General features: G+C 72.9%; 14 protein-coding genes, 1 tRNA gene and 1 pseudogene. 9 read left to right on the top strand and 7 right to left on the bottom strand.

Going from position 1 to position 12,314, the window contains the following annotated elements; translation table 11 throughout:
- Window positions 1–123 precede the first annotated feature (123 nt).
- From ACIQHQ_RS06845 to ACIQHQ_RS06835, 3 genes and pseudogenes are all read left to right on the top strand, one after another.
- Window positions 124–807, top strand: a complete 684-nt coding sequence (locus tag ACIQHQ_RS06845; protein WP_402610682.1) for a helix-turn-helix domain-containing protein — start codon at window positions 124–126, stop codon at window positions 805–807.
- Window positions 808–875: 68 nt separating this feature from the next.
- Window positions 876–1,301 (top strand): annotated as a pseudogene (locus ACIQHQ_RS06840) (aminopeptidase P family protein); the annotation flags it as partial.
- Between the two features lie 140 nt (window positions 1,302–1,441).
- Window positions 1,442–2,131 (top strand): SDR family oxidoreductase, encoded by a 690-nt coding sequence (locus ACIQHQ_RS06835; RefSeq protein ID WP_402610681.1) that lies wholly within the window; start codon window positions 1,442–1,444, stop codon window positions 2,129–2,131.
- 11 nt (window positions 2,132–2,142) lie between these two features.
- Here the strand turns inward: ACIQHQ_RS06835 and ACIQHQ_RS06830 are convergent, their stop codons facing one another.
- Genes ACIQHQ_RS06830 through ACIQHQ_RS06815 form a run of 4 tightly spaced genes read right to left on the bottom strand, consistent with a single transcriptional unit; the run spans window position 2,143 to window position 3,920 of the window.
- Window positions 2,143–2,790 (bottom strand): endonuclease, encoded by a 648-nt coding sequence (locus ACIQHQ_RS06830; protein WP_402610680.1) that lies wholly within the window; start codon window positions 2,788–2,790, stop codon window positions 2,143–2,145.
- A 3-nt stretch (window positions 2,791–2,793) separates the two neighbouring features.
- A complete protein-coding gene (locus ACIQHQ_RS06825; RefSeq protein WP_402610679.1) occupies window positions 2,794–3,138 on the bottom strand; it encodes a DUF3140 domain-containing protein in 345 nt (114 codons plus the stop codon).
- 51 nt (window positions 3,139–3,189) lie between these two features.
- The gene (locus tag ACIQHQ_RS06820; protein ID WP_402610678.1) at window positions 3,190–3,666 is read right to left on the bottom strand and encodes a Dps family protein; all 477 of its coding nucleotides are present in this window, start codon (window positions 3,664–3,666) and stop codon (window positions 3,190–3,192) included.
- Window positions 3,663–3,920, bottom strand: a complete 258-nt coding sequence (locus ACIQHQ_RS06815) for a WhiB family transcriptional regulator (protein WP_402610677.1) — start codon at window positions 3,918–3,920, stop codon at window positions 3,663–3,665. The genes ACIQHQ_RS06820 and ACIQHQ_RS06815 overlap by 4 nt, the downstream gene beginning before the upstream one ends.
- Before the next feature lie 174 nt (window positions 3,921–4,094).
- Here ACIQHQ_RS06815 and ACIQHQ_RS06810 point away from each other — a divergent pair, with 174 nt between their 5' ends.
- Both ACIQHQ_RS06810 and ACIQHQ_RS06805 read left to right on the top strand, forming a co-directional pair.
- On the top strand, window positions 4,095–5,282 hold the full coding sequence (locus tag ACIQHQ_RS06810; RefSeq protein WP_402610676.1) for a thiolase family protein: 1,188 nt from the start codon (window positions 4,095–4,097) through the stop codon (window positions 5,280–5,282).
- A gap of 93 nt (window positions 5,283–5,375) precedes the next feature.
- Window positions 5,376–6,149: a sulfite exporter TauE/SafE family protein gene (locus tag ACIQHQ_RS06805; protein ID WP_402610675.1), complete on the top strand. Its 774-nt coding sequence runs from the start codon at window positions 5,376–5,378 to the stop codon at window positions 6,147–6,149.
- Here the strand turns inward: ACIQHQ_RS06805 and ACIQHQ_RS06800 are convergent.
- Window positions 6,135–6,935, bottom strand: coding sequence for an HAD-IIA family hydrolase (locus ACIQHQ_RS06800; RefSeq protein WP_402610674.1), 801 nt, complete (start codon window positions 6,933–6,935; stop codon window positions 6,135–6,137). The two genes, ACIQHQ_RS06805 and ACIQHQ_RS06800, sit on opposite strands and share 15 nt — an antisense overlap.
- Window positions 6,936–7,252: 317 nt before the next feature.
- Here ACIQHQ_RS06800 and ACIQHQ_RS06795 point away from each other — a divergent pair, with 317 nt between their 5' ends.
- Window positions 7,253–7,993 carry a cobalt-precorrin-6A reductase gene (locus ACIQHQ_RS06795; RefSeq protein WP_402610673.1) on the top strand — a complete coding sequence of 247 codons (741 nt, stop codon included), beginning with the start codon at window positions 7,253–7,255 and terminating at the stop codon, window positions 7,991–7,993.
- A gap of 404 nt (window positions 7,994–8,397) precedes the next feature.
- Here ACIQHQ_RS06795 and cobF read toward each other — a convergent pair whose 3' ends face one another.
- Window positions 8,398–9,168 (bottom strand): precorrin-6A synthase (deacetylating), encoded by a 771-nt coding sequence (gene cobF, locus ACIQHQ_RS06790; RefSeq protein ID WP_402610672.1) that lies wholly within the window; start codon window positions 9,166–9,168, stop codon window positions 8,398–8,400.
- Window positions 9,169–9,269: 101 nt separating this feature from the next.
- Complete coding sequence (locus ACIQHQ_RS06785) at window positions 9,270–9,809, bottom strand: DUF309 domain-containing protein (protein ID WP_402610671.1); 540 nt, start codon at window positions 9,807–9,809, stop codon at window positions 9,270–9,272.
- Between the two features lie 98 nt (window positions 9,810–9,907).
- Here ACIQHQ_RS06785 and ACIQHQ_RS06780 point away from each other — a divergent pair.
- The 3 genes from ACIQHQ_RS06780 (at window position 9,908) to ACIQHQ_RS06770 (ending at window position 11,980) form a co-directional block, all read left to right on the top strand.
- Window positions 9,908–9,981: transfer RNA gene (locus tag ACIQHQ_RS06780), tRNA-Pro, on the top strand.
- A 134-nt stretch (window positions 9,982–10,115) separates the two neighbouring features.
- Entirely contained in the window at window positions 10,116–11,099 is a 984-nt protein-coding gene (locus ACIQHQ_RS06775; protein WP_402610670.1) for an aldo/keto reductase, read from the top strand.
- Window positions 11,100–11,155: 56 nt separating this feature from the next.
- On the top strand, window positions 11,156–11,980 hold the full coding sequence (locus ACIQHQ_RS06770) for a DUF427 domain-containing protein (protein WP_402610669.1): 825 nt from the start codon (window positions 11,156–11,158) through the stop codon (window positions 11,978–11,980).
- Window positions 11,981–12,314: the final 334 nt, after the last annotated feature.

Raw genomic sequence — 12,314 nt, 5'->3', positions numbered from 1 at the left:
CACCACCGGCGCCGGACCGTTCGGGTGAGGTCCGCGAGGCAGGGAGACTCCGACTTCTGGCGTCAGGGCTCGCACGCGCTGTTCAATGAAGCTGCACACGCTGTCCGAGCAGAGGAGCCGCCCGTGTCATCCGCCGTCGTGCCGCCCGTCGGCGCGCGCATCCGGCAGGCGCGCCTGGAGCGCGGCACGACCCTGCGTGCGCTGGCCCGGGAGATCGGTGTGTCGGCGAGTCTGGTCTCGCAGATCGAGACCGGGAAGAGCCAGCCGTCCGTCAGCACGCTGTACGCGATCACCATGGCGCTGGGGATCTCCGTGGAGTCCCTCTTCGACGCGGGGAAGGGAACCGGGGAGGGGGATCGGGAGCCGGTTGGGACGGGCCTCGGAGCGGGCCCCCTCGTCCCCGTCCCCGTCCCCGCCACCGTGCCGCACGCGCTCGCCACCTTCGCGGCTGCTCCGGGGCGGCGGATCGGGCCCCTGGTCGGTGCGGGCGGGCGGGAGACGCTGGAGCTGGACTCGGGGGTCGTGTGGGAGCGTCTCGGGCGGGTCCCCGGCGTGGAGGCCGACTTCCTGCTGGTGACGTACCGGCCCGGTGGCTCCTCCTCCGGCTCCGGCGCGCTGATGCGGCACCCGGGAGCCGAATACGGCTATCTGACCTCCGGCGAGCTGATCCTCACTCTCGGTTTCGAGGAGTACACCGTGCGGCCGGGCGACTCCGTCTGCTTCGAGTCGACGACCCCCCACCGCTACCGCAACGATGGAGAGGTACCGGCTGTGGGCGTCTGGTTCGTCTCCGGCGAGGCCGGGTGACCGCCTTGTTCAGTGACACTTGACACCCACCGCACTCGGGCGTTCACTCCGAAGTGGGGGTGGTCGCCATGGCGATCCACACAAACGCCGTCGACTGGGAAGAGCGCATCGACCTGGACCGGCTGGGCGGACAGCGGCCGGCCCGGCTGCACGAGTGGCCGAACCGCTCCGAGCTCGGCGCGGTGCTCAGCTTCGACTTCGCCGACACCCGCTACACGACGGCCACTCACATCGGCACCCGGACGATGGACAAGCTGATCCGCTTCGCCCTGTTGGTGCGCGACGGCGAACGGGTCGTCCGGGACTTCGGCTCCGCCGCGCGCCACCACCAGCTGTACAACCCCTGGTTCGACTACAGCGACGGCAAGGGCGGCCCGTCCACCGGTGCCCGCGCCGGCATCTCCACCCTGCGCGGCGCCTTCCACCCGGACGCCGGGATCGCCGAGGACGTGGCCGCGAAGATCGCCGCCGAGCTGCGCGACCACGGGCTCGCCGGGCGAACCCCTCGCTTTCGGCAGCGCGGGCAGAGGCCGCTGCGCCGGCTGGAGACACAGGCGCCGCAACCGCCGTCACGGCACTCGTACCGGATCACGCGGGACTGGGACCACCTGCGTGCGGCACTGGAGGAGAAGTCATGAGCAGTGTGCTCGTCGTCGGCGGAACGTCCGGGATCGGGCTCGAATTCGCCCGGGCGCGGGCCGGGCAGGGCGACGACGTCGTTCTCACCAGCCGCGACACCCAGCGGGCCGAAGTGGTCGCGAAGGAGGTCGGCGCCCATGGACTGGCCGTGGATTTGGCCCGGCCGATGGAGATCGCGGCGGCCCTGGCCGGCATGGGCCGCGTCGACCACCTGGTGATCGCGAGCGTCTCCCGGGACGACAACAAGGTGACCGAGTACGACATCGACGCGGCCCTGCGCCTGGTGACCCTCAAGCTCGTCGGTTACACGGAGGTCGTGCACACGCTGGGCGGCCGGCTGCACGACGACAGCGCCATCGTGCTGTTCGGCGGCCAGGCCAAGGAACGCCCGTACCCGGGAGCGACGACGGTGGCGACGGTCAACGCCGGGGTGCGGGGCCTGATGAACTCCCTCGCCGTCGAGCTCGCCCCCGTCCGGGTGAACGCGGTGCATCCCGGAGTCGTGGGCGACAGCCCGTACTGGCAGGCCAAACCGGAGAAGGTGCTCGCCGCGCTGCGCACCGAGACACCCACGGGGCGGCTCGCCGCGATGGCGGACGTGGTCGACGCGGTGGACTTCCTGCTGCGCAACCGGTCCGTCAACGCGGTGGAACTGACCGTGGACGGGGGCTGGCTGCTCGGCTGAGGGGGTGCCGGTCACCGGGCGCGGCTGAGCGTGTCCTCGGCGACCTCCTTGTCCACCGCCGCCCGCACCAGCGCGGCGGCGAGGACGGCCGGGTCGGTGTCTCCGGCCAGTGCGACGAGGCGCTTCGGCTCCTTCGGCAGGTTCAGCCGTTCGGCGCCCTGGAGGGCCTTGGCGTCCAGGTAGGGGGCCACCTCCGGCCAGACGCCCTGCGCCTCGCGCAGGAAGATGCCGGCCCCGGCCGGGCCTATGCCCGGGAACTCCTGGAGGAGGCGGCGCAGTTCGGATACCTCGCCGCCCGCATCCCCGCGAAGCCGCCGCAGATCGCCGCCCCACCGGTCGTTCAGCAGCTCTGCCGCGTCGCCGAGCTGGGTGGACGTGCGTTCGTCGTAGCGCCGGTAGCCGCCCCGGCCCAGCGCGTCGACCCGCTCCTGCCAGGCGGCCTGCGCCATACGCCGCGGATCGCGCAGCCCCGCCTCGTGCAGGGCACGGGCGGTGGCCAGCGCGATCGAGCCGCGGATGCGGGCACTGAGCAGATGGGACAGCACCAGCAGCCGGTAGAGCGGCTGCGGGGTGTCCTTCAGCCCGATGCCCGCCTCCTCGGCGTACGTCCGGCCGTGCGCGCCGACCAGTTCCCGTACGACGCGCTCCTGGCTGCCCACGGTCTACCCCTTCAGCGGGTCGTGCCCGATCGTCATCAGCCGGTGCCGGCGGCGGGTGTCCTCGGCCGTCACCTCGGGCTCGGGCTCGTTCTCCGGGTCCACCTGCTCGGTGACCGTGTCCACGACCTTCCGCATTACGCGCAGGTCGTCCTCGGTCAGGTCGGTGCGCCGCTTCTGGAGGATGGCCAGGACGTGCTGCCCGGTGGGCGAACCCGCCTGGTCCGGCAGCGGTTCGGTGGCCTCGTCCGCGTCGCGGACCCGCAGCCAGGCCGCGAGTTCCTGCGAGGTCATGTTCACCACGCGGTGGAAGTCCTCCCACAGCGCGTCGAGTTCGAGGGCGTCGGTCATCGCCTGCCCCTTCCGTACGTACGTCGGATGCTCTGTGCCGTCCTGCCGCGATCAGCGGGGGAAGTTCTCGGCGTCGAACATCCACCGCTGCTTCTCCAGCTCCGCGGTGATGCCGATCAGCAGGTCCTGGGTGACCGGGTCCGCCTTCTCGGTCGTGTCGATGCGCTCGCGCAGGCGGCCCACCGCTTCCCGCAGTGCGTCCACCATCACCTGCACCGCGTCCGAGTCACGTACCCAGCCCTCCGCCGGGGCGGGCAGCGTGAACGCCTTGGCGACGGTCTCCGGGCGGCCGTCCGGCGGGACGCCCAGCGCGGCGGAGCGCTCCGCCACGGTGTCGGCGAAGTCCCGCGCCGCCGTGACCACCTCGTCCAGCTGGAGGTGGATGGACCGGAACCGCGGTCCGACGACGTTCCAGTGCGCCTGCTTTCCGACCAGCGAGAGCCCGAGCAGATCCACCAGCGTGTCCTGGAGTGCCTCGCAGGAGACCTTGCGGGCGTCGTCGGGCAGTGTGCTCCTCACAGCCGTCATAGGGCACTTCTCCTTCTCGCGTCGTTCCCGGTCGTCCGGAGCAGCGCGTCGCGCTCCTCCTCGCCGGTGCCGCCCCAGACGCCCGAGGCCTGACCGCTGCCCAGCGCGAAGCTCAGGCACTGGTCGGTCACCGGGCAGCGCGCGCAGATCCGCTTCGCGGCGCTCGTGTCGCGCAGGGCGGGGCCGGCGGTACCGACGGGAAAGAACAACTCGGGGTCCTCGTCCACGCAGGCGGCGCTCCGCAACCACTCCATGACGGCGCGGGTGCCCCGGGTGCACTGGTGCAAACGTGACGCATGAGGGGCGTCCGGCCTGCGATATGACCTAAAGGGAACCCCGCGAGGCGCAGAATCTTCACAGCGGGCGAGGTGAAGGTCTATAGTCCGAAACTAGCAGTGCTAATTAATGCGCGGTGTGAGGAGCCTCTCGTGCGTCCCGTCCACTTCGCGGCCGCCCGCCGCACCCCCATCGGCAAACTGCGGGGATCCCTCTCCTCGGTACGGCCCGACGACCTCGCCGCGACCGTCGTCCGCGCCCTGGTCGCCGGCGCGCCCGCGCTGGACCCGGCCCGGATCGACGACGTCTACTGGGGCGCCGCCAACCAGGCCGGCGAGGACAACCGCAACGTCGCCCGCATGGCCGCCCTGCTCGCCGGCCTTCCGGACTCCGTGCCCGGCGCCACCGTCAACCGCCTGTGCGCCTCGGGCCTGGAGGCCGTGACCACAGCGGCCCGCACCATCGCCGCCGGCGAGGCCGACATCGTGATCGCGGGCGGTTCCGAGTCGATGAGCCGCGCCCCCTTCGTGCTGCCCCGCCCCGACGAGGCCCTGCCGCACCGCATGGAAACCGTCGACACCCGCCTCGGCTGGCGCCTGGTCAACCCGGCGATGCGCGAACTGCACGGCCTGCTGGCCATGGGCGAGACGGCCGAGGAGGTCGCCACGCGGTACGGCATCCCGCGCGAACGCCAGGACGACTTCGCGCTGCGCAGCCATCAACGGGCAGCCCTGGCCCGCAAGAACGGTCACTTCGACGACGAACTCCTGCCCGTCGAACGCCCCGACGGCGTGACCGTCGACACCGACGAATGCGTCCGGGAGGACACCTCCTACGAGAAGCTGTCCCGGCTGAAGCCCGTCTTCCGCGACGGCGGCACGGTCACCGCGGGCAATGCCTCGCCGATGAACGACGGCGCAGCCGGTCTCCTCCTGGTCAGCGAGGACGCCCTGAACGAGCTGGGTCTGGAGTCCCTGGGCCGCTACGTCGCCGGCGCCGCCGCCGGAGTCCACCCCGACGTCATGGGCATCGGCCCCGTCCCCGCCACCCGCAAGGCCCTGACCCGCGCCGGCTGGAGCGTCGGCGACCTGGAGGAGGCCGAGTTCAACGAGGCCTTCGCCGCCCAGGCCCTGGCCTGCGTGGACCAGCTCGGCATCGACCCCGACCTGGTCAACCCCAGCGGCGGCGCCATCGCCCTCGGCCATCCCCTGGGCTGCTCCGGCGCCCGCATCCTGACGACGCTGCTCCACCGGATGCGGCGCACGGGAGCGGGACGAGGCCTGGCCACGATGTGCGTCGGGGTGGGACAGGGCAGCGCGGTCCTCGTCGAGCGGTCCTAGCGGCAGCCGGACGGTCCCGGCGGCCTCAGCGGGCCCACCAGACGAGACAGCGCTTACGGGCATCTGTTCGTTGCACATAGCATCAGTGCTCGCATGAACACCATGACCCTCTGGCACATCACCGGCTGGGAGTTCGCCGCCCTCGCCTTCGCGGCGCTGCTCGTCGGCTTCTCGAAGACCGCCGTGAGCGGGGCCAACACGGTCAGCCTCGCCCTCTTCGCGGCGGTGCTGCCCGCTCGCGCCTCCACCGGCGTACTGCTGCCCATCCTGATCGCCGGAGACCTCCTGGCCGTCGCCACCTACCGGCGGCACGCCCACTGGCCCACCCTGTGGCGGCTGTTCCCGGCGGTCGCCGCGGGCGTCGTCGTCGGCACGGTGTTCCTGATCTGGGCGGACGACGCGATCGTACGGACCTCGATCGGCGCGATCCTGCTGCTGATGGCGGCCGTGACGGTGTGGCGGCGGCGCACGGCCGACGCGGGGGAGGAGCCGGAGTCGGTCACCACCCGCTCGGGCCGGATCAAGGCCCGCTCCTACGGCGTCCTCGGCGGCTTCACCACCATGGTCGCCAACGCGGGCGGCCCCGTGATGTCGATGTACCTGCTCTCCGCGGGCTTCCGCAAGCTCGGCTTCCTCGGCACATCGGCCTTCTTCTTCCTGATCGTCAACGTCTCCAAGCTGCCCTTCAGCGCGGGCCTCGGCCTGATCGACGGCCGCTCGCTCCTGCTCGACCTGGCGCTCGTGGCGTTCGTCGTGCCCGGCGCGCTGTTCGGCACATGGGCCGTGCACCGGATCAACCAGCGGCTGTTCGAGCAGCTCGTCATCGCGGCGACCGTCGTGGGCGGCCTGCAACTACTGCTGCGCTGACTCCCGCAGCAGCGCGGGAAGGTCCGCGAAGGAGTCGATCACGTGGTCGGGTGTGCCGTCGGCGGCCCGCAGCGTCTCCGGCTGGAACTTCCCGGTCCGCACGAGCACCCCGGTGATCCCGGCCCGCTGCGCCGCCAGCACGTCGGACTCGACGTCGTCCCCGACCATCACCGTCTCGTCCGGGCCGACGCCCAGCCGGGCGAGCGCCGACGCGAAGAACGCCCGCGCCGGTTTGCCGGTGATCTCCGCCTCCACCCGCGCGGCCCGCTCCAGCCCGGCCAGGAACGCCCCGGAGTCCAGCCGCAGCCCCTCGGACGTACGCCAGTACAGGTTGCGGTGCATCGCCACCAGCCGGGCTCCCCGCTGCAGATGGCCGAACGCCCGGTCGAGCGCCGCGTAGCCGAACTCGGGACCGGCCCCGCCGACCAGGACGACATCCGGCACGGCCCGGGTGTCACTCCCCTCGACGACGGTGACACCGTCGAGGTCCTCCGCGATGTCGCCGCTGTTGAGCAGCGCGCACCGGGCGCCGGGACAGTGCTCGGCGAGGTAGGCGGCGGTGGCGGCGGGCGCCGTAAGGATGTCCTCGGCGGACACCGGGAACCCCGCCTGCGCCAGCGTCCCGGCGATCGACGCCCGGGTGCGGGAGGTGGTGTTGGTGACCAGCAGGACGGCCGGCCCCGCCGCCCGGATCTCCCGCAACGCCGCCACGGCCCCGGGCAGCGGCCGCCACGACACGGTGAGCACCCCGTCGATGTCCACGAGCACGGCACGCACGGACTCCATGCCAGGACGATAACCATCCGGAGCCGTGTTCGCCGGTCGGTCTCCGGTCGGGTGGTCGGGTGGGGCGGGGTGCGTCCCGGGCCGTGTTCGCTGGTCGGTGTGCGGTCGGGTGGTCGGGTGGGGCGGGGTGCGTCCCGGGCCGTGTTCGCCGGTGGGTGCGTGGTCGGGTGGTTGGGTGGGGCGGGGTGCGTCCCGGGCCGTGTTCGCCGGTGGGTGTGTGGTCGGGTGGTTGGGTGGGGCGGGGTGCGTCCGGAGTGGGGTTCGCCCGCGGCACCCGTCCCGTCGGCGGCCGGTCCGGACCTCGTAGGCTCGACGCCGTGTCCCCTCACGTTCTGATCCTCGGCGGCACGGCCGAGGCCCGCGCCCTGGCCGCCGCGCTGGCCACCCGCCCCGGCGTTCGCGTCACGACGTCCCTCGCGGGGCGGGTCGCCGAGCCGGGCGCGCTTGACGGACAGGTGCGCGTCGGCGGCTTCGGCGGGGCCCGGGGCCTCGCCGGGTGGCTGCGGGAGGAGGGCGTGGACGCGCTCGTCGACGCCACTCACCCCTTCGCCGAGTCGATCACGGCCAACGCGGCCCGCGCCGCGACCGAGACCGGTGTACCCGCCGTGGTGCTCCGCCGCCCCGGGTGGCGGCCCGCCCCCGGGGACCGGTGGCACCCGGTCCCCTCACTGGACGCTGCCGCGGACCTGCTTCCGTGTCTCGGCCGCCGGGTGCTCCTCACCACCGGGCGGCTCGGCCTGGCCTCCTTCGCCCACCTGACGGGACTCCACTTCGTCGCACGGTCGGTGGATCCCCCCGAGCCGCCGATGCCGCCCGACACACAGGTGCTCCTCGCGCGCGGCCCGTTCACCGTCCCCGGCGAGACGGCCCTGCTGCGCGAGCACCGCGTCGACGTCCTGGTGACCAAGGACAGCGGGGGAGCGGCGACGGCGGCCAAGCTGACGGCGGCCCGGGACCTCGCACTTCCGGTCGTGGTCGTACGGCGGCCGCCGCTGCCGGACGGTGTGACGGCCGTACCCGATGTGGAGGGGGTGCTGGAACGGCTGGAGCTGTCTTAGCGCTGACGTCGAGCCGGCCGTGAGGGGACTTCCCCGGACCGTGCGGCAGCCCCTGGCTCAGGTTCTCCACACGCAGCCGTTTCGCGATCGCGTGACCGCCACCCGCAGGTCGCCGTCCGAGGGACGGCCGATGTCCTGCCCCAGCCCGTCCTCCGGCGAGCCGGCACAGGCCCGGCGAGGACCGCGGTCTCGCGAGCCTCCGCCTCGGTGGGGGAGAGCATGGAGCCGTCGCGGGTCAGGAAGCCGTCCTCCACCACCCCCGAAAACCGCAGCAGCACCTCCGGCGGCAGTACGGACGGGGCGGCCTCCGCCACGACGGTCGCGTCGCCACCTTCACACCGGTGGGCTGTGCGCGCCTGCCAGAACCTCCGCACCGGTGCCCGCTGATGTGCCCGCCGGTCCCGTCAGTCGCGGGGGTGCCGGCGCAGCAGATACGTGTCCATGATCCAGCCCTTGCGCTCGCGGGCCTCGGCCCGCAACCGCTCGATGCGGGGGGCGGCCTCGGCGATCGGACCGGAGACGAGGATCTCGTCGGGGGTGCCGATGTAGGCGCCCCAGTAGATGTCGACGTCCTCCTGCGCGTACCGCTGGAACGTCTGGTGGGCGTCGAGCATCACCACCACGTCGTCCACACCCTGCGGGAATCCTTCCGCGAGCCGCCGGCCGGTGGTGATCTGCACCGGCCGGGCGACGCGGTTGAGTCCCGTCCGGTGCCGGGCGACCAGCGCCGAGACACTGCTGATGCCGGGCACGACGTCGTACTCGAAGGCCACGGCGCCCCGCTCCAGCACCTCCTCCAGGATCCCCAGGGTGCTGTCGTACAGCGACGGATCGCCCCACACCAGGAACGCGCCGGTCTGCTCCTCGCCGAGCTCATCGGCGATCAGCCGCTCGTAGATGTCGGCGCGGGCGCTGCGCCAGTCCCCGACGGCCGGGGAGTACGCCGCACCGCCGGCGCTCCGGTCCCGCTCCGGGTCGCGCGCCTCGACGACGCGGTAGCTCCCCCGCGGCACGTGCGCGTCGAGCATGTCCCGGCGCAGCCCGGTGAGGTCCGCCTTCACCTCGCCCTTCTCCAGGATGAAGAACACGTCCGTGCTCCGCAGCGCCTTGACGGCCTGGAGGGTGAGCTGGTCGGGGTCGCCCGCTCCGATACCGATGACATGAATCTTTCGCACGCCCCGAGTGTGCCGTACGGGGCTGAGGGCGAATTCACCGCGGTGGGGGTCGGCGGCTGGTGCCGGCCGTTCAGGTGCGGGCGCTGTCGCCGCCGTCGCAGTCAGCGACCGGCTGCCGCGCCCCGCAGCCGGGGTGCCCGGACCGTCGCGTCCACCGGGCGGCCGGTGCGCTCCAGGTCTCCCGCCAGCTCACGCGCCCACGCGGCCACGCCTCCCACGTCGACCCCGTGCGGCAGTGCCCGCCCGGAGCCGGCCACCCACGCCTCGGCCGCGCCCGCCCCGCGCCGGAGCAGCCGGGCCCCGCCGGTCAGGTTGCCGCGGGCGGCGTGCGTGAGCCCCACGGCGAGCTGGGCGAGGCCACGCCACAGCTCGCGCTCCTCGTCCGGCCCCGACTTCCACGCGTCCTCGAAGACCTCGTGCGCGTGGAACGGCTTGCCCTCGTCCAGCAGCCGCTGCGCCTCGGCGACGGTCTCCTCCGGGGCCCGGACGACGCCCTCGGGCTGCCGGGGCACACCGTCGGTGCCGTACGGCAGGGGCCGCCCGAGACGGTCCCGGGGCCGGGCGTTGCGCGCCCGCCCCTCACTGTCGCGGTCCCGTGCGCCGCCCGTCCGGCCCGAGTGTGTCTCTCCCATGCTGCCCATACCCCGATTGTCCCGCCCGGCCCGCTTTCGATGCGGCCAGGGGTGTGGGGTAAAGTGCTGTTCGCGCGATCACGCGGTTCACCGCGGGTGGCGCGCACCGGGACGTGGCGCAGCTTGGTAGCGCACTTGACTGGGGGTCAAGGGGTCGCAGGTTCAAATCCTGTCGTCCCGACGGTGCGAAGGGCCCCGCAGGCCGATACCTGCGGGGCCCTTTTCGTTTGCGTAGGCCCTTGACCTCGAGAGCGCTCCAAGCCGCAGACTCCCCTGCGTGCCCGAAAGCCGGAGCACACGGGAGGGGCGACATCCATGAAGTACCGCACGATCGGCACGGATCCCACGACCCGCCGTGAGGTGAGCGTCCTCGCGCTCGGCGCGATGCTGTTCGGCTCGGTGACGGACGAGGCGACGTCCTTCGCCGTGCTCGACCGTTACGTCGAAGCCGGCGGGAACTTCATCGACACCTCCGACAACTACGCCTTCTGGACGGACGGAGGCCAGGGCGGCCAGAGCGAGGAACTCCTCGGCCGCTGGCGGCGCAGTCGTGGCATCGGTGACGAGATCGTCATCGCGACCAAGCTCGGGGCCCGCCCCCTGGCCCCCGGCACCGGCTACACCGACAACCCCGAGGGCCTGTCCGCGAAGGTGATCCGCGAGTCGGCCGAACGCAGCCGCGAACGGCTCGGCCTGGCGAAACTGGACCTGCTGTACGCACACATCGAGGACCACACCGTCCCGCTCCAGGAGACCGTCGAAGCCTTCGGGGCACTGGTGGCCGAGGGCACCGTCGGACTGCTCGGTGTGAGCAACCACGCCGTCTGGCGCGTCGAGCGGGCCCGGGCCCTCGCCGCCGCGGCCGGACTGCCCGGTTACGAGGTCCTCCAGTACGCGCACACCCATCTGCGCCCCCGCACCGACGTCCCCGACGCCCTCTTCCCGGACGGCAGCCTCGGCCACGCCGGTCCCGACCTGCTCGACTACCTGAGGGCCGAGCCCGGCCTGACCCTCGTCGCGTACTCACCGCTGCTGAAGGGCGCCTACGTCCGCCCGGAGCGGCTGCCCGCCGACTTCGACCACCCCGGCACCCCGGCCCGGCTGGCCGCACTGCGCGACGTGGCCCGCGCGACCGGTGCGAGCGTCAACCAGGTCGTGCTCGCCTGGCAGATCGGCGGAGAACTGCCCGTCCTGCCGCTGGCCGGAGTCTCGTCGGTGGCCCAGCTGGAGGAGAACCTGGCGGCGGTGGACCTGGACCTGACCCCGGAGCAGCGCGCCCGGCTGGACGCGGCGCACTGAGACCGTGGGACCGTGGAGGGGAACCGGCATCCGGACCTCCGAAGGGAGCACCGGACATGACCACACACCCGGCCCACCCCGCCGCCCGCTCGATCAGGACCACCCCCGAAGGCCTCCTGTGGGAACCCAGCGAACGCTGGGTGCGCGGCCGCAAGGGCGACGTCACCGTCGTCGACAGCCGGCACCCGGTGCTCGTCTGGGAGCCACGTCTGCCCGTCCCGCAGTACGCCTTCCCGTACGAGGACGTCCGCACCGACCTCCTCCGCCCGGCGAAGAACCCGCCCACCGGCACCCACACCGGCTCCCGGACCTTCTACGACCTCGACGCCGACGGTGAGGTGCGCGAGAACGCGGCCTGGACGTTCCCCTCCGACGACCTGGCCGGCCACATCGCCTTCGAGTGGTTCCTGCGCGCCGACACGGGTCTCGACCACTGGTACGAGGAGGACGAGGAGATCTTCATCCACCCCCGTGACCCGCACAAACGCGTCGACGCGCTGCCCAGCAGCCGCCATGTGCAGGTCGAGATCGAGGGGCGGATCGTCGCGGACAGCCGTGCCCCCGTCCTGCTCTTCGAGACCTCCCTGCCCACGCGGTACTACCTCCCCCGCGAGGACGTCCGGCTCGACCTGTTCGACGCGACCGACCACCAGACCGGATGCCCCTACAAAGGCACCGCCGAGTACTGGTCCTGGGGCGGCGGGGGTGACGTACCGCCCCACATCCTCTGGAGCTACCCGGAGCCGCTGCCCGCGGTGAGGGCGGTGCGGGGGCGCGTCGCCTTCTTCAACGAGGTCGTCGACATCACCCTGGACGGCGAGCGCCTGGAGCGCCCGGACACGCCGTTCAGCCGGATGCTGCGGAAGGGGAGCCGCTCGTGAATCCGTCGAGCAAGGCACCCGGCCCGGCTGCGAGGCCCAGCGGGCCGCCCGTTCGGCGAGTGAGGCCGCCGTCTCCGGCAGGGTCGGCAGTTCCTTCGCGGACAGCCGGTACGGCGCGGGACGGACTGCCTCCCTCATGCCCGAGGACCGGCGGCTGCTCGCCCGGGCCCTTGCCCCTCCCGGACCGGACACGGCTGCGACCCCGCTGACCTGGTGGTGGCATGTCGCCGGGGAATCCGGAGAAGCCGGCCCGCTATGCCCGCTGTGCGCGCAGCAACCGATGGTTCGCCGACAACGTCGTGCCCGGGAGGTGCTCGCAGAGGAGGGGGGAGAC

The organism is Streptomyces sp. NPDC092370 (genome assembly GCF_044755265.1).
GTDB lineage: Bacteria > Actinomycetota > Actinomycetes > Streptomycetales > Streptomycetaceae > Streptomyces.
Note: the sequence above shows the minus strand (reverse complement) of the source record. Positions and strands in the feature narration are given on the sequence as shown.